Genomic DNA, 17,557 nt, shown 5'->3' with positions numbered 1-17,557 from the left:
CGATGAATAACTCTTATACCGTCCGTCTTTTGGCAGACGGCGTTTCCCATGTCTCTTTGGTGACTGCTGACAGTCATGACGCATCCATCACTGATTTTTTCCTAAATCACAATATCGATGATATTTTGGCTGAAAAAGGCGCGTTGCTGTTTCGGGGTTTTCCTGTCAAAGAAGATCAGGACTTTAGCCAACTCGTGAGCTGTTTAGCGAAAGAAGAATTGACCTATCAGGAACGGTCAACCCAGCGCAAGAAGACCGCTAAAGGTGTTTATACGAGTACAGAATATCCCGCCGCAAAAACTATCGCTAACCACAGTGAAAATGCATTTCAATATGTGGTTCCCGGTAAGATTTTGTTCTATGCCCATCAAGCTCCCCTTGAAGGCGGAGAAACACCTATCGCGGATAACGCAAAGGTTTTGGCGCTGATTGGTGAAGATATCGTGGACAGTTTCCGCCAGAAAGGTATCCGCTATCTGCGTAATTTTGACGGAGGATTTGATCTGTCTTGGCAGGAAGCTTTCCAGACTGAAAGTAAACATGAAGTGGAATCTTATTGTCATAACAACGCAATCGATTTCGAGTGGCTTTCCGATAATCATCTTCGTACCTCCCAACTGCGCAGTGCGACCCGTCATCATCCTCTAACTGGCAAAGAAATGTGGTTTAACCAACTACACCTATTCCATATCACCAATCTGGATTTACCTATCCGACAAGCACTGCTCACCAGTTTAGGCCGGGATTTACTGCCACGTCATGCCGTATACGGTACCGGAGAAGAGATCCCAGATGAGATAGTGGAACATATCCGTAACGCATTTATCAAGGCAGAGTTGGTCTTCCCTTGGCAAACCGGAGACGTACTGATAGCGGACAATATTCTGGTCAGTCATGGACGTAAACCTTTTAAAGGAGAGCGAGCAGTGCGCGTTGCCTTAATCGACCCTATTTATCCTTCTACTGAGAAAAATACCCATGCCTGTTGTTGATACTGTCGTTAACACTACCTTCCTGGCACCTACATTAATCGCGCGGCTAGAGTCAACGGCCAGAAACTTTGCTAATCGTCTGGCTGTGCAGGATGAAACACGCACTCTGACATTTGCCGATTTTTATAACGAAGTTAAATCATTATCTACACGTCTTAAGACATTGATCCAGCCTGGCGATCATGTTGCTGTTCAGTTAAAACGGGGGCTGGATTATATCGTCGCAGCCTATGCCATTTGGCAGGCAGGCGGCGTTTATCTGCCACTTGACGAGCAATGGCCCAAATCTCGCATTGAGGGGATTTTGCATCAAGCGCATGTACAAGTCTTGATACATGCATCAAATGCAGGACATGGCATTACCCTGACTACACTCACTCCAAATCCACGAATAGAGCTACCGACAATCGGAACACCCGCCTATATCATCCATACTTCCGGCACAACTGGAACACCCAAAGGCGTGGTCGTCAGCCATGAATCACTGTTACATCTGGTAGATAGCCATCAGCGTAATATTTATCAGCCACATGGTGTTACTGAAGGACATGTCGTCGTCAATGCTTCATTCTGCTTCGACAGTTCCCTTGAACGGCTGGCTCTGGTGGCCTTAGGTTACAGTGTGCACGTTGTTAGTGATCAGGTCAGAAAATCCCCCTTTGAATTAGTGAATTATCTGCATAACCACCATATTGTTAACATCGATTTAGTACCTTCACACTTAAAAGTGCTATTAAACGCGGGGCTGGATGAAACCTGTGATGCACTGCAATTAGTGATTGTTGGTGGTGAGGCTATTAACACCGAACTCTGGCAGGAATTGGCTGCAAGCAAGAAAATTTACATCAACGTTTACGGCCCTACCGAAAATACCATTAATACCACATTTTGTGAGATCAAAGGTGAAATACCCCATATCGGTCAACCGTTTGAAAACGTGGTATGTCTGATTCTGGATGAGAATGAACAGACCTGTTTACTTGGAACTGCTGGGGAATTATTGGTCGCAGGGCCACATCTCTCGCTCGGGTATTACAATGCACCAATACTCACTTCACGGGCTTTTGTTACCCTCAATGGACAGCGTTACTACCGTACCGGCGATCTGGTACAACAAAATGAACAGAAAAACTTGCTGTTCCTCGGTCGCATTGATGATCAGGTCAAAATCAACGGATATCGCATTGAGCTGTCTGACGTGCAACACCATCTGGCGCAATTACCCTGTGTACAATATGCCGCAGTGACACCAATCAAATTATCTTCTGGGCATGCTCTTCTGGCTTCTGTCGTGTGGTACGCCGGTGCTGGCAACCTGACATTTGCCGATCTTGCAAAACAACTTAACCAGAAATTACCCGCTTATATGGTGCCTGAACACTGGCAACAGCTTGATACATTGCCGCTGACTGACAATCTGAAGCTTGATCATAAATTCCTGCTGAACCACTGGCAAAACCATCAGAATAAATTTAACGAAACCGTTACTGAAAATCTCGTTTCTGCGACTGAACATCAGATTCTGTGTATTTGGCAGCGAATACTGATGCGTGATTCTCTGAGTCTGAATGATCACTTTTTCTCCGTTGGTGGCAACTCAATGACGGCAATGATTCTGTTGATTGAACTGAACAAAGTGACGCCACATAAAGTAGAACTGGCAGATATCTTCAAATATCCGACTATTCGTAAAATGGCTGTCTGGTTGAATTCGTATACAGAGCAGACAGAGGTGCAATGATGAATCTGATTTTTTGCCTGCCCCACGCAGGGGGCGGAGCGCATCACTACCTGGGTTGGTCGGCACATATTGATTCGAATATAGAGTGGATTCCTCTTGATTATGCAGGGCATTTTTCTCGCATGAATGAACCTGTTTACTCAACGTTTGAGCAGGCTGCTCATGATTTGGCCAATGATATTATCATTCGTGCTGACGGACGGCCTTTTGCTCTGTTTGGTCACAGCATGGGAGGAGCGCTGGCCTATGAGATCGCTTGTCTCATGTCCGAGCAGCAATTCACAGAGAACCTGCGGTGCATTATCGTATCCAGCACGTTGCCAGCACACAGCCGGAATCCGAATATGCCACGTTATTACGAATTATCCGACCTGGATTTTATTCAACATCTGGTAGAGACGGGGGGCATGACATCGCAATTGGCTAAACAAACCACTCTGATGGAAACCTATTTGCCCTTAATTCGGCAAGATTATCGACTTTATCATCAGTATCAACCGGCAATTCGCTTACCGCTAACTCTCCCTCTGTATACCCTATGGGGAGAGCAGGAAGAGGAACGTAACCAAAGAATGCAGGATTGGGCAAATTACAGCTACGCTTTCGCAGGAAGCAAGACCTATCCCGGCGATCATTTCTACTGGTATCACTGTCTAAGTGAGGTTGCGACGGATATTTCAGCTATAGTCAGACAATCAGGTAGTCACCAAATCAACAAATGTCAGGAATAAAGCCATGCCGATTTTGAACAACAAAGAAGTTATTGTGATTATTGATGCTTGGTCCGGAAGCAAATATCTGATTCCGGCTTTTCAGGCGCTGGGATATTTTTGCCTGCATATTCAATCCGCCTTTTTGCCTGCAACCTTTATTAGAGATAACCAACTGGCCAGAATCCGGAGTGACAGGCATATCGTTTATGATGGTAACATAGAGGCGCTACTCCACGAGCTACAATCTTATGCTATCAAGACGATTCTGGCTGGCAGCGAGAGCGCTGTTCCATTGGCGGATCAACTAAACGCTGAGCTGGCGCTTCCCTTCAGCAATCCAATTGAACTTTCAACAGCCCGACGCAACAAGTTTCTGATGCAAGAACAACTTGCACGCCATCATGTCGCCTCCATCGAGCAAAACCTGATCAAGTATCACGATGAACTACTGTGCTGGCTGAAAAACCATAATCGCTGGCCGGTAGTGTTAAAACCGGTACAAAGCGCGGGTACGGATGGCGTTTTTATTTGCCACAATATCAAACAGGCTGAGCAGGCTTTTACGGCCATTAAGAGCAAGAATGATCTGTTCGGAAATCAGAATCACGAAGTGTTATGTCAGGAATTCCTTGAAGGAGAGGAATTTGTCGTTAATGGTATTGCCTGTCAGGGGCAATATTTCTTTACCGACCTATGGCAATCGAAAAAGAAACAACACAAAAATTTTCCGGTTTATGAAACACAATATCTTTATTATCAGCACGATGCTGACTTCAATACACTAACCAGCTATACCATACAAGTATGTCAGGCGCTTGGCATTGAAAATGGCGCGTTTCATGCGGAGATTATGATGACGCCGCGTGGGCCGATACTGATTGAAATTGGCGCCAGAGTTGCAGGTGGAGCCGACCCTTATATTATCGAAGAGTGCTTGGGGCATTCGCAGATCAGCAAACTGGTGCAGGCTGTCCTTTATCCGGTGAAATTCCAACAGGAAATCCGTCAACCTCGTGACTTTCTGGGCCATAAGCATGCGGCCTATGTTTACATGATTTCGCCCACTAAAGGTAAAGTGCAAACGTCACCAGAAGAGCAATTTATCAAAATTGAAGGCGTTATTAGCGTCAACTACCACTATTCCCCCGGTGAAATTCAGCAAGAAACTAATGATCTGCTCAGTTCACCGGGCGTTGTTATTGTCATCAGTAACAACTCATCCTCACTCAATCAGGTCATTGCTGAAATTCGTTCCATTGAAAGCGATTTTTATCATAGCGGCTTAACGGTAATTGAATAAAGGAAACCACATGAATTTGGAATTATGGATAAAACAGATCAGCAAAACCTTTCCTTGGTATGCTCAATTACTCAGAGAGAAACAGGCGAAGGCTAACCAACTAGCATCTCTGCCTCTCATGACTGAAGAGTTGCTGACGCAACATTATTACCATGCGGAACATGCGTTTCCTAACCGTTACCACAGTTATCAAACCTCTGGTACCACAACAGGCAAACGTAAGCGCATTATCTATTCCGATAATGATCAACATATTTATCTGCAACAGCGCATGGGCATCATCAAGGATTTCTGTGGCGAAGGGTATGTCCGTGCCTGTGCCGATTTGGGTACCGGACATGCGGCTGCTACAGCGGGTGAAATTTTTCAGTCTATGGGATGTGAAATTGAACTGATCGATTTTACCCGCCCGATTGAGCAACATATTGAAGTGCTAAACCGATTCAAACCAGACATTTTTTTCACTATGCCGATGATTCTGGACTGTCTGATTGCAACCGGCAAACTGGACTTCCGGCCGAAAAAAATCATCGTCCTGGGGGATGTAGCAACTTTGGCTTGGCAAAAAAAGGTGGCGGATTATTTCCACATCGAGCCAACGCAGGTACTTGATCTATTAGGCAGCATTGAAATTGGTTCCATTGCTTCCTACAATCACTCGCAGGGATATTACCAGTTTGATCCCTATCTAATACCAGAGGTGGTGCCCGTACGACAGGTATATCCTGACTCCGATTATCGGGGAACCGGCGGTATTTTGTTACTCACTTCGTTTGCCCGTGAATATTTTCCAGCAATACGCTTTGTCACTAACGATCTGATTGAAGGCTTTGAAAAGAAAATTGTTCAGGGAAAACCCCTTTACACCTATCAACGTTGTCTCGGCCGTTTTGCCAGCGAATTTAAACACGGTGAAAAAATCAACCTCAGTGATATCAATAACGCCATGGCAAAACACCTCCCTTATCACCGATATGATCTTGATGACCGTGATGGCGGATTAGTGATTCGTATTGCGATACCGTCGCTCCCAGCGGAAGTCAGTGATGCTATTAAGCATGATCTGCTATCGCGTAACCCTGACATCGCACAAATGATTGCCTCCGGGTTGGTCGGGGATATTCGTATCCAGCGTATCGATGAACAGCAGATCACCCGCAATATCAGCAAACGTCGTTATTAATTCACAGGGAAAACAAGGGAAATTTATGTGTGGAATCGCAGGCGTCATCCACTTGAATAATCAACCAGCACAACCTCAGCGATTAACATCCATGTTAAACGCGCTGGAGCATCGTGGTCCCGATCAGGCGGGAATTTATCATCATGGGCATGTCAGTATTGGTATGCGGCGGTTAAAAATCATCGCACTGGATAACGGTTCGCAACCCTGTTACAGCAATAACAGACAATATGTATTGGTATTTAACGGTGAAGTCTATAACTACCATTCATTGCGCCAGGAGTTAATTAAACAGGGATTTCAATTTAGTACCGACTCCGACGCAGAAGTGATCGTTAATCTGTACCAGCGTGACGGCGAGAAGTTTTATCACTCTTTGGATGGTATGTTTGCTTTGGCTATTTATGATCGCGTCAATGACTCACTGTTATTGGCACGCGATCCCGCCGGCAAAAAACCGCTGTTTTATACCCTGCACGACAACACAATCAGTTTTTCATCCGAATTGAATTCACTGTTGAAGAGCAATACCATTCCACGTCGTATTGACCTTGAGACGTTGGATTATTATCTGCGCTTTCGGGTCGTGCCGCGCGATCGTTGTATTTTTCAGGGTATCAGCAAAGTGCCTCCTGGTGGCAGTGTCAGCTTTATCCAAGGGAAGGAGAGCCGGAAAAACTATTGGCACGTTGACTACCAGCCAAGAGAGGATGATAAACCACTGGAGCAGTGGATTGATGAAATTGATGAGTATCTGAATCAGGCTATCGAGAAACGATTAAAGGCAGAAGTTCCTATCGGTACGATGCTCAGTGGCGGACTGGATTCCAGTCTGATTACTGCCATGGCATGTAAACAGGGACACCACTCGCTGAAAACTTTTGCTGTCGGCTTCAATGAGTCCGCTTTCAGTGAGTTGGACTACTCCCGGCGTCTGGCTAAAGATCTTGGAACAGATCACCATGATTGCATTATTACGCCACAAGCTGCATTAGATGCAGCTCACGCGCTGAACAAAAACTTCGGAGAACCTTTTGCTTTTCCATCTTCGATTGCCAGTCACTTTATGTATCAGATGGCGCGTCGTCATGTAACCGTAGTACTGGGCGGCGATGGGGCGGATGAACTGTTCGGAGGGTATGCCCGTTATTCGTTGGCAGCGAATTTCCCCAGCTTACCTGCGGAGTACAATCTGCCCCGCAAGGTCGATCTGTTTAACAAGGTATGGCAGAAAGAGGCATTCCCTGAGTTTTATCAGGCTCTACTGACTGATGGCGTTAGCAGTCAACTGCGCCAGCAGCTATACAGTAATGAGATAGCGTCACACTTGCTCGAAAAAAACGGTACTGCACAAGCCAATCGGTACGGTGATGAGCTGAGACGACATGAGAATCCTCTCTCCGCAGCGATGGAGTATGACTTTAACCATTGGATGCAGGAAGCGCAGTTGGTCAAGATTGACATTGCTTCAATGGCCAATTCACTTGAAGTGCGAGTTCCTTTCCTCGACAAACAAGTGGTGACATTGGCTAGCCGCTTGCCTACACGCTTTAAGCTCCATTTAGGCAAGGAAAAATACCTTCTTCACTGTCTGGCGAAACGCTATCTTCCCGATTATATTGTTAATCGCAAAAAGCAGGAGTTAGCAGTGCCGCTTGAACAATGGATGGTATCGTCAATGAAAAAAACCATCGCCGATACACTAATCAGCGAGCAGGCATTATCACGTGGATACTTTAATCCGGATCGGATGCGTCAGTTTGTCAAAGAGTTCGATGCCAACAACTGCTATGCATTGTGGACGATGTACATGTTAGAAAAATGGCACCAACAGTTTGTTGACAGACAGGAGTAGTGAATGACAGAGCAAGGTAGATACTTATCCGGTGTATTTTTTACATTACTGTATATTTTCATTTCCTCAACACAAAGTGTTTTACTGAACATCTGGTTGTTCGGCGTTAATATCTTTTTGGTCGTTAGCCTGAGTTTTATGGTTGTCACTGTGCTATTCGCCACAATCGGCTTCTTCCGTCAGCGAAAAGCTTATGCTGAGCTGTTTTCGCAATGGCGTATGTTGATAGCCCTAAATATCGTCTCGATGTTCAATTGGCTGTTTTATTTTCTGGCGGTTAAGTACCTTGAACCTTCTGTCGCCGTCACTCTAACACAAGGATTAGGCCCTGTTAGCATGACGGCTTACCTGTTGTTGACGCGTCAATCCATCAGCCTTGTTACACGTTGCTGTCATCTGATGATCTTTATAACAGCAGCTGCCATGTGCGTGTATACAGTGATGTTCAGAGATGTATACACACTCTACAGTCGCAGTGAAATGATAATGGGAATTGTCATGGCCATTCTGTGCAGTATCAGCATTACAGCTACCGTGATTATTTCTAAGCGTTTCGCTGTTAGCAAAGTACCCGCATCGGCACTATTATCGCTACGCTTTCCGTTGTTGATCATGGTGTGTCTAGGAATATTGCTATTACAGAATAATGTTGTTGTTGATAGCAAAATTATCTATTTAATCCTGTTGATCGCACTGATAGGTGTGGGTACATCAATCTATTTTCTGCAAAAGGGAATTGAATTTGCAACACCACTGGCTGTTTCCACTGTACTGGCACTTTCGCCGCTGGCCGTGTTTATGATCCAACTGTTTAATGTGCGTACACCGTTTAGTCCGAAGTTATTTATGATGATAATCACGATTGTCACAGTATCGGTAGTGTCGATTATCTACGATGCCCGACAAATTGGCAGAAAATAAGGCTCTGTTGCATTAGCATTAATGCAGATAGCTTATTCCAGTAGAGATCTGTTAATATAGTTCGCAGTATGACGAGGCTTGGTTGTTTTTTGGCGAAAGTAATTATACCAAATCATCATGCTGTCTAATAATCCCTCGCAAAACGTTAACACGCCCTAAACGCGATTTTGGAATCGATGATGTTTATTCAATTAGGCAGAGGGATCATGATCTTAGTGTGGGGTATCATGATCTTCAATTTGTTTCACCCATTCCCTAAGCCATTGAGATATTTCATGGATATTGCAATGGTATTTACGGTAATCATGCACTCTTTTCAGTTGCTGCTACTGAAAAACTCCCAGCCGAAAGATCAAAAACTGTCTGGTTTTCTCCAGACTAAGATCTTCTTTTTTGGCGTCTTTGAATTATTAGCCTGGCAGAAGAAACAACAAAAAGGGAAACAACAGGAAAAAAAATAACTTCACATACCGTGTGACTCATCTTACCTTTTTCCTTCGTCAATAAGTCATTCTTGTAATAACTTATTGACGCCCTTTGTTTTTGATAATAAAACGTTATTTGTTCGTTAATAATGAATTAATATTGATAAATCAAGATACTCTCCGTACCAAACCCATCATAAATAAAATTGCCTGACAAAACGGGCTCTGAACTTTGAGGAAAGGAAAAATATGAGTTGGCCATTTCTTGCTGTGTTTTTCTCTGGGTGGTTATATATTGATGCTGCTTATCGTGGCACCAACTGGCAGCAATGGGTTTTCCGCCCCGTCACTATGTTACTTTTATTATTATGGGCTTGCCAGGCGCCCAATCTTGAGGTTTCAGGCTACCTTATTATTGCGGGCCTTTTGACTGCTTTGCTCTCTGATACACTCCGCATGTTCCCTGGTAAGTATTTACTCTTCTCATTCATCGCACTATTCCTGAGTTACCTGTTATACACCATCAGTTTTGCCTTACATATGGATTTCAGTTTCTTCTTCCCGCTGCCTTTGATCTTGTTGGTCGTTGGTATTGTGGTCATGCTGACAGTCTGGAATCGTCTGGATAATATGCGTTGGCGAGTAGTAGATAGTTTCGTTATGGCACTACTGATGGCTTGGGTTGCCGGAGAACAATATTTTTCGCTCAGCAACGGCAGCCGGTTTTCTGTCATCGCGGGTGCTATCCTGCTATTCCTTTCATATAGTATCAATATCATTGCTCAGTATCGTTTCCCTTTTAAATTGTCAAAAGCGATGGTTGCTACCTGTGGTTTTATCGGCCACTTTTTGATTATTCGTTCACTATACCTATGATAGTTTGCCCTTACTAACTAAGGGTTAAAAAGCAAACAACATCAAGAGGAAGGACATTGACGATGAGAACTTATCTGAATTAGCACAAATCATCAAAAGAATTCCTCTTATTGGATTTGACTCTGGAGTTTACTCCAACGTGTAGAGTTAATGCTAATGTCTAAAATTAACTCTATTTTAAGAGGTCGCCTATGTTATCCACGACTAAAAAACATAAGCAATCACAGCACGATTCTCTATCTTTGCAAAAAGATGAATATCAGAATATCGCCAATAATGTAAGTGAGCATTCACATCACAATCACAGCCACGAACATTTGCATCATTCTCACACACAAGACCATAACTCTTCTTGTTGCTCTACTGGCACAGTGCACTCCCATGAACATAATGGTGCACACTGTTCACACGATCATGCCCATACTATGCAGGATAACGTTATCACCGAATTAACCGCGAGGCAGCGTTTTAATTGGACTATCCAAGGCATGGATTGTCCAAGCTGTGCAGGCAAAATCGAAAATGCTGTCAAAAAACTGCCAGAAGCCAGACAGGTCAAGGTCCTGTTTACAACAGAGAAACTGGTGGTCGATGCTGATATTGATATTCGTGCTGCCGTTGAACAAGCAGTAAAACAGGCCGGCTTTACCATCAAAGAGGCAAGTTCGGCATCTAAATTGCCTCCGGCAGTCAGTCACTGGAAGACTTTCTCCCCTATTTTGATTCTGGCCGCCTTGATGTTCGTCAGTTGGGGAATAGCAAAAGCGAATGCCCCCGCAGGGCAGATTGCTTTCATCATCACTACACTCATTGGGTTATATCCGGTAGCGACCAAGGCCATCAAACTGATCCGTTCTGGCACACCTTTCGCCATTGAAACGTTGATGAGCGTTGCTGCCATCGGTGCCTTGTTTATTGATGCTACCGCAGAAGCGGCAATGGTTATTCTTCTGTTCAAGTTAGGGGAAATAATGGAATCCTATGCCGCCGGACGCGCACGTCGTGGCGTCAGTGCCTTGATGGCATTAGTTCCTGAACAAGCCTTACTCATTAAGGATGGAAAAAAGAAAACCGTGCCAGCGGCGGATCTGCGTCCGGGAGATATCATCGAAATCGCCCCAGGTGCACGCTTACCTACCGATGCCGAACTGCTCAGTCCCTTTGCCAGTTTCGATGAAAGTGCCCTGACCGGTGAATCGGTTCCGGTTGAACGGCAGCAAGGAGAAAAAGTCGCCGCGGGTTGCCTTTCTGTTGATAGTGCCGTGCAGATGAAGGTGATCTCTGAACCGGGTCACAACGCCATTGACCGCATTCTGCAACTGATTGAAGAAGCGGAAGAACGCCGCGCACCGATTGAACGCTTTATCGACCGTTTCAGTCGTATCTATACTCCGCTGATTATCTTGTTCTCAGCATTGGTGGTAGTGGTCCCACCCCTGTTTTTTGCTGGCTCATGGGAAACCTGGATCTACCGTGGCCTGACTCTGCTGTTAATTGGTTGCCCTTGCGCATTAGTCATCTCGACACCCGCCGCCATTACTTCCGCGCTGGCCGCAGCAACCCGTCGTGGTTCCCTCATCAAAGGTGGAGCAGCCTTGGAACAACTTGGTTCAGTGCGCACCATTGCACTGGATAAAACCGGAACCTTGACCGAAGGCAAACCCCAGGTTACTGAAATTGAACCGGTGGAAAACGTCAGTACAGAAACCTTACTGGCACTGGCGGGTGCTGTAGAGAGTGGCTCCCATCACCCACTGGCAAAAGCTATCCTGAATGCCGCAGAAAACAGCGGTGTGACAATTGTTGAAGCAGAACAGCGCAAGGCGCTGGCTGGTATAGGAGTTGAAGGGCAATTATCGGGGCAAAAAATTCTCGTCGCAGCCCCTGGAAGATTGCCGGAAAATACTTTGTCCGAACAATGGAAAAAGAGAGTCACTGAGCTGGAAGACAATGGAAAAACAGCCGTTGCTGTCATACAAAATGGGCAACTTATGGGGCTGATAGCAATGCAAGATACCTTGCGTCAGGATGCCATAGAGACTATCCGTATTCTGAAAAAACAAGGTGTCGATGCAGTCATGCTGACTGGAGATAATCCCCGTGCCGCGGCAGCTATTGCGAATCGACTGGGCATTGATTATCGTGCCGGGTTGCTGCCTGAAGATAAAGTGAAAGCGGTCATTGAGTTGAACCAAAAACACCGCACCATGATGGTTGGTGATGGCATCAACGATGCGCCAGCCATGAAAGCGGCCACGATAGGTGTTGCTATGGGCAGCGGTACTGATGTTGCACTGGAAACAGCTGATGCCGCCCTGACGCATAACCGACTGACAGGTTTACCTGAAATTATTTCCTTGTCCCGAACAACCCATTATAACATCCGTCAAAATATCACCATTGCATTAGGACTGAAGGCGATATTTCTTATCACGAGTCTATTGGGTATTACCGGACTATGGATGGCCGTTCTGGCCGATTCAGGGGCCACAGCTTTGGTAACAGCAAACGCAGTTCGGCTGCTTAGGAACAAGCCTCTGAAATAATACATGGAATATTCAACCTAAATTGCCACAAGCAGATGGATGGAAAAGTGGCAAAAGTAAATAACAAACTGAAAAGGTGCATAGTAATAGTATTAACATGCACCTTTTCAAAATCATAATTAATTACAAAAGGTTGCTATTAAGGAAAAAGAAAATGTGGCATCCAGCGAGGTGATAGAAAAGTAGCCAAATGCCATAGTTAAAGCTTAGCACGGCTCCCTTTTTTCGCCAGTTAATTATATAGATGTTTCTCAATTAAACAGCATTTTCGCTTTTTCTGAGCAGATATCGATACGGAGTTTGCGCTGTCTCTTGAGCGATTAGTGCATGATCCATAAAACGACAGAATCCCGGAATATCACGGGTTGTTGCCGGATCATCCGCAATGACCAACAACGTCTGACCGGCAGCCATATGGCGGACAGTCTTGCGCACCATCATTACTGGCTCTGGACAACGTAATCCCAACGTATCAAGTGTTTTGTCAGGGTTGGCAAAAATATCGGACATAACAATCTCTGTAGGTTCAAAAAATCTATGGCAATGGATTATATACCAATCTATCTTCAAGATGCGTGTGATTTCTCCCTGCGAAGCGGGGGAAAAGCAGGTTTTATATCGTGTTGTAAATGGCAACTTGAAGTTTAATGCGTATATTACAAAATATCGTCAACTACCATACTTTACTTTTATTGCGCAACACACGTATGATCCCACCGCCTGATCGTCAGGTAAATCGATTTATTGGGTTCCCTCACCCCATCCACCAAAAAGGTACAATATGCTGCAATTAACTACGCAACAGCGGGCTACGGCATTGATCTGGCTGTCGCTTTTTCACATTTTGATCATTACTTCCAGTAACTATCTGGTGCAATTACCCATCTCAATTTTGGGTTTTCATACCACTTGGGGAGCATTTACATTTCCCTTTATCTTTTTGGCAACTGACCTGACTGTGCGTATTTATGGGGCGCCATTGGCTCGCCGGATCATTATTTCCGTTATGCTGCCGGCGTTGCTGATCTCGTATCTGATTTCGGCTCTGTTTTTTCAGGGAGTCTGGCAAGGATTCGGGACGCTGGGAACCTTTAATGTGTTTGTCGCTCGCATTGCCGCCGCTAGCTTTATGGCCTATGTACTCGGCCAGATATTAGATGTTGGTGTTTTTAATCGTCTTCGCCAAAAAAGCCGCTGGTGGATAGCGCCGGCTGCCGCCATGTTTTTCGGTAATATGCTTGATACACTAGCCTTTTTCTTTATCGCGTTTTACCGCAGCACGGATGCATTTATGGCAACCCACTGGGTAGAAATTGCGCTAGTAGATTATGCTTTCAAGCTGTTTATCTGCATGCTGTTCTTCCTGCCTGCTTATGGCATTCTGTTGAACTTAATCCTGAAATACTTTTTCGCCCAGACAGAAGAAAAAATCCTAGCCAAAGCCAACTAAAAACATCCTCCCTGAGTCAATCAGGGGGGACAAACGTTCCGCCAGCGTTTCCCCTCATATCACTCATTTCCTGCTTTTACTCATAACTTCTCTGCATATTTTGCCGTATAGTGTGGATGGGCAATGCGTAACTTGCCCTACGCCAGTATTGTGACACTCTATGCCTAGTTTCCGGTAAAGAAGGAATATTTCTTATGCTGAAAGTGATCCAGTCTCCATCCAAATATATTCAAGGGCCAGGTGCGTTATCTCACATTGGTCGATACACCAAAATACTTGCTGACCACGTCTTTGTGATTGCTGATAATTTCGTGATGAGCCTTATTGGGGATACCGTCAGCCAGAGTCTCGAAGAACACGAAGTGACTAGCCATTTCGAACTTTTCAATGGTGAGTGCAGCCGTAATGAGATCTATCGCTTGTCTGCCATTTTGTTGAAACAACAATGTCAGGCTGTTATCGGGATCGGGGGAGGAAAGACGATTGATACTGCTAAGGCGGTTGCATACGAAGCCAAAATACCCGTCATTATTTCTCCTACCCTTGCTTCAACAGATGCACCGACCAGTGCCCTTTCCGTTCTTTATACTGAACTCGGTGAATTCGACAGCTACCTGTTCTATCCACAAAATCCAAATATCGTACTAATGGATACCAATATCATTGCTAAAGCACCGGTTCGCCTGCTTGTCGCAGGTATGGGAGATGCGCTCGCCACCTATTTTGAGGCACGCGCCAGCAGTACAGCCCACAAACCAACCATGGCAGGCGGTGCAACATCCACTACAGGCTTGGCATTGGCAAAACTGTGTTATGAAACCTTGCTGGCGGAAGGTTATAAAGCAAAACTGGCGGTAGAAGCCGGTGTCAGTACACCAGCCGTTGAAAATATTGTGGAAGCGAATACCTACTTGAGTGGCATTGGTTTTGAAAGTGCAGGATTAGCAGCAGCTCATGCCATCCACAATGGCTTTACCGTGCTGGAAGAGTGTCATCATCTCTATCATGGCGAAAAAGTTGCGTTTGGAACTCTGACACAATTAATCTTAGAAAATAGCCCAAGTGAAGAATTGGAAACCGTGCTCGATTTCTGTGTACAGGTCGGGTTACCCGTCACACTGGAGCAATTGGGCTTACGTGATAATGAGAAACTGCATCAGAAAATCATGCAAGTCGCTATCGCAAGTTGTGCCGAAGGTGAAACCATTCACAATATGCCATTTGTTGTGACACCAGAACAAGTTTACGCCGCAATTTTGGCCGCAGACCAAGTGGGTAAAGATTGGTTGTATTAAGTGATTGCGAAATTAATTCGATTGCTCTTAGAGCGGGAATTCCCGCCCTAAGAGTTTGACCAAAATAGATTCAAATATGATGAATAATATAACGTGTGCTACGGCCCCCAGCCTCAGCTTTTTCCAAACAACCGAGTTCTGTTAGATGATTTAAATGTCGGGTCGCGGTTGCACGACTCACTTTAGCCACTTTTTGATATTGGCTGCTATTAATACCTTGTTGAAAATCAGCATCTAACATTCTGTTCAATACTTTTATTTGTTCCTGACTGAGCTGGCTTTGATCAACACGACGCCAGAATCGAGTCTTTTTCACTAGGTCATCAATTTGCTTCAATTTAGCAATAAGGGTGCTATTGAGTGTTTGCAGAAACCACACCATCCAATCGGTAATATCCAGATCACCACGCTGAGTCTGTTCCAGTATTTCGTAATATTGCTTACGGCGTTCACAAATACTTACTGACATGGCATAAAATCGAATCGAACGGCTTTCACCTTGCGCCAATACTAAATCAGTCAAGAAACGGGTAATGCGCCCATTACCATCTTCCATTGGATGCAACGTGACAAACCATAAATGTACGATTGCTGCCCGCAAAATCGGATCAAGATAGAGTTCATGACGGGATTGATTAAACCAGGTAATAAACTGTGTCATTTCTCCCTGCAATTTTTCGGCAGGTGGCGCTTCAAAATGAACAATAGGATTATCTATTCTACCAGTGATGACTTGCATCCCCCCGTGCCGCAGTTGGCCACCTTTAATGGGACTAAACAAAGTATAATCCGCGGGAAACATCAATTCGTGCCATTTCAAAAGGCGATTTAGCGTCAGAGATTCGTTATATCTCACCACCACATCAAAGGCAATTTCTGCCATACCATCGGTCTGCTCACTGGTTGGATAGGGCTTAGCTTCACTGATCCCGAATCGATTTGCCAATGAAGAGCGTACTGATGCTGCATTCAACTTTTCACCTTCTATTTCACAGGAATAGAGGATACTGGCAAGAAGATTATCCAGTGTTGCTTGCTCTGTACTTTCAACGTCAGATTTTCCTAATAGCACTCCCTGATTAAAGTGAATTTCCCGCAAAATAGGATTCAATACATGCTCATCCCATTGGAAATTAGGCCAATTTTTTTGTTCCCAGATCCACATTGAATTCCACCTTATGACGCCAATAGTCTAATCATTCTACTCATGAAATGAGGCAAATAACAACGTTATTCGCCTCACAAAATGAGGCGAATAGCATACTTAATTGACTCACTGACCGAAACTTACTGGCGAAATAAAACGGGCATGAACCCGCAGGAACATGCCCATAACTTGGTTAACGATGTCTATCTTGTTGGCTCCTGCCAAATTTTAGTAATATAACTCAAACATTCTTCTTTCGTCCCTGTTCTGCCAATGACCATCCATCCCTGCGGGATTTCATACTCAACAGGCCAGACCGAATAATGCTGTTTACCATTGGTAACAATCATCCAATTCATGGTTTCGTTTCTGATTAACCGTTCCATGATACAGCCTCCATATTGGAACTTTTTGAAAGCGCTGCCGGTAAGAATCCAATACCAATCAAATAGCGTAATATTTGATGGATATATCCGGTCGCCCCCGTCAGTAATACTTTATCTACCTGATACCCGGCATGAGCCAATCCATCAGGACGGCTAACATCATGCCTGAGCGTCTCAGCATACTGACGAATTAATGTTTCACTATGGTATGGCTGAGCAGGGCGTGCCTGGCGTTCAGCAATAATTTCATTAAGGATAGGATTGAACAGTGCAAACGCTCGAATTCTGGCAAAATCACGACTGCCCGAAGGAACGTTCTTAAACCACGGTTCTGGCTCTGCTATCATGTGACTGATATTACGATGAAATTTAGCTTCAATAACGGAAGAGTCTTTTTGCCCAGTAGTAAATGCTGTGTGTAATATTGCCTTGTGTGTGTCAGTATTCATAATGATGCTCTCATTCTGAGCCTCATTGGTTTCATCATTTTTAATGATGAGTAGAGGCATCAATGCTGGTAGTCGTTATCTTCCAATTTTTGCCTACATTCAGTATTTTCAAATACCTTATGCTGACGCTAATTGGATAAAAAAAATAAATTAAAAAAATTTGTTGCGAATTTAATAAGTATATTAATTAGTATAAATTTGTAATCTTTCATTCATTAAACAATCAATTTATATAAAACCCATTATTATTTGGAAGACAGAGTGTATCACGCCTATAC

At 44.5% G+C, this 17,557-nt stretch carries 16 protein-coding genes; 12 read left to right on the top strand and 4 right to left on the bottom strand.

The genetic code is table 11. The features are described 5' to 3' along the window. The first annotated feature begins 2 nt into the window (after window positions 1-2). The 10 genes from IQ211_RS08810 to IQ211_RS08765 all read left to right on the top strand — a co-directional run bounded on the left by IQ211_RS08810 (window position 3) and on the right by IQ211_RS08765 (window position 12,552). On the top strand, window positions 3-992 hold the full coding sequence (locus tag IQ211_RS08810; protein ID WP_189759565.1) for a TauD/TfdA family dioxygenase: 990 nt from the start codon (window positions 3-5) through the stop codon (window positions 990-992). After that, window positions 979-2,733: a non-ribosomal peptide synthetase gene (locus tag IQ211_RS08805; protein WP_189759566.1), complete on the top strand. Its 1,755-nt coding sequence runs from the start codon at window positions 979-981 to the stop codon at window positions 2,731-2,733. The genes IQ211_RS08810 and IQ211_RS08805 overlap by 14 nt, the downstream gene beginning before the upstream one ends. Then, window positions 2,730-3,464, top strand: coding sequence for a thioesterase II family protein (locus IQ211_RS08800; protein WP_223281690.1), 735 nt, complete (start codon window positions 2,730-2,732; stop codon window positions 3,462-3,464). The genes IQ211_RS08805 and IQ211_RS08800 overlap by 4 nt, the downstream gene beginning before the upstream one ends. Window positions 3,465-3,468: 4 nt before the next feature. Further along, window positions 3,469-4,746 carry a dapdiamide A synthase gene (gene ddaF, locus IQ211_RS08795; RefSeq protein WP_189759567.1) on the top strand — a complete coding sequence of 426 codons (1,278 nt, stop codon included), beginning with the start codon at window positions 3,469-3,471 and terminating at the stop codon, window positions 4,744-4,746. Between the two features lie 10 nt (window positions 4,747-4,756). Then, window positions 4,757-5,929, top strand: coding sequence for a fumarate--(S)-2,3-diaminopropanoate ligase (gene ddaG, locus IQ211_RS08790; protein ID WP_189759568.1), 1,173 nt, complete (start codon window positions 4,757-4,759; stop codon window positions 5,927-5,929). Between the two features lie 25 nt (window positions 5,930-5,954). Further along, window positions 5,955-7,784: an asparagine synthase (glutamine-hydrolyzing) gene (gene asnB / locus IQ211_RS08785; RefSeq protein WP_189759569.1), complete on the top strand. Its 1,830-nt coding sequence runs from the start codon at window positions 5,955-5,957 to the stop codon at window positions 7,782-7,784. Between the two features lie 3 nt (window positions 7,785-7,787). After that, window positions 7,788-8,705 carry an EamA/RhaT family transporter gene (locus tag IQ211_RS08780; protein WP_189759570.1) on the top strand — a complete coding sequence of 306 codons (918 nt, stop codon included), beginning with the start codon at window positions 7,788-7,790 and terminating at the stop codon, window positions 8,703-8,705. Window positions 8,706-8,884: 179 nt separating this feature from the next. After that, window positions 8,885-9,166: a DUF1145 family protein gene (locus IQ211_RS08775; protein ID WP_189759571.1), complete on the top strand. Its 282-nt coding sequence runs from the start codon at window positions 8,885-8,887 to the stop codon at window positions 9,164-9,166. A gap of 213 nt (window positions 9,167-9,379) precedes the next feature. Further along, entirely contained in the window at window positions 9,380-10,006 is a 627-nt protein-coding gene (locus IQ211_RS08770; RefSeq protein WP_189759572.1) for a lysoplasmalogenase, read from the top strand. Between the two features lie 191 nt (window positions 10,007-10,197). Then, window positions 10,198-12,552, top strand: a complete 2,355-nt coding sequence (locus tag IQ211_RS08765) for a zinc/cadmium/mercury/lead-transporting ATPase (protein ID WP_189759573.1) — start codon at window positions 10,198-10,200, stop codon at window positions 12,550-12,552. 255 nt (window positions 12,553-12,807) lie between these two features. On the opposite strand, the gene tusA is transcribed toward IQ211_RS08765, so the two are convergent. Then, complete coding sequence (gene tusA / locus IQ211_RS08760; protein ID WP_189759574.1) at window positions 12,808-13,062, bottom strand: sulfurtransferase TusA; 255 nt, start codon at window positions 13,060-13,062, stop codon at window positions 12,808-12,810. A 271-nt stretch (window positions 13,063-13,333) separates the two neighbouring features. On the opposite strand from tusA, the gene IQ211_RS08755 reads away from it, so the two are divergent. After that, window positions 13,334-14,002, top strand: coding sequence for a 7-cyano-7-deazaguanine/7-aminomethyl-7-deazaguanine transporter (locus tag IQ211_RS08755; RefSeq protein WP_189759575.1), 669 nt, complete (start codon window positions 13,334-13,336; stop codon window positions 14,000-14,002). A 194-nt stretch (window positions 14,003-14,196) separates the two neighbouring features. Continuing rightward, complete coding sequence (locus IQ211_RS08750) at window positions 14,197-15,297, top strand: glycerol dehydrogenase (RefSeq protein WP_189759576.1); 1,101 nt, start codon at window positions 14,197-14,199, stop codon at window positions 15,295-15,297. Window positions 15,298-15,367: 70 nt separating this feature from the next. On the opposite strand, the gene IQ211_RS08745 is transcribed toward IQ211_RS08750, so the two are convergent. From IQ211_RS08745 to IQ211_RS08735, 3 genes are all read right to left on the bottom strand, one after another. Continuing rightward, window positions 15,368-16,462, bottom strand: coding sequence for a Fic family protein (locus IQ211_RS08745; RefSeq protein ID WP_189759577.1), 1,095 nt, complete (start codon window positions 16,460-16,462; stop codon window positions 15,368-15,370). Window positions 16,463-16,647: 185 nt separating this feature from the next. Continuing rightward, window positions 16,648-16,830 carry an MbtH family NRPS accessory protein gene (locus IQ211_RS08740; protein ID WP_189759578.1) on the bottom strand — a complete coding sequence of 61 codons (183 nt, stop codon included), beginning with the start codon at window positions 16,828-16,830 and terminating at the stop codon, window positions 16,648-16,650. Further along, window positions 16,818-17,279: a hypothetical protein gene (locus IQ211_RS08735; RefSeq protein ID WP_189759579.1), complete on the bottom strand. Its 462-nt coding sequence runs from the start codon at window positions 17,277-17,279 to the stop codon at window positions 16,818-16,820. The genes IQ211_RS08740 and IQ211_RS08735 overlap by 13 nt, the downstream gene beginning before the upstream one ends. Window positions 17,280-17,557 lie beyond the last annotated feature (278 nt).

It is taken from the genome of Xenorhabdus griffiniae (assembly GCF_015163655.1).
Lineage (GTDB): Bacteria > Pseudomonadota > Gammaproteobacteria > Enterobacterales > Enterobacteriaceae > Xenorhabdus > Xenorhabdus griffiniae.
This window is presented reverse-complemented; position numbering and strand designations above follow the sequence as displayed.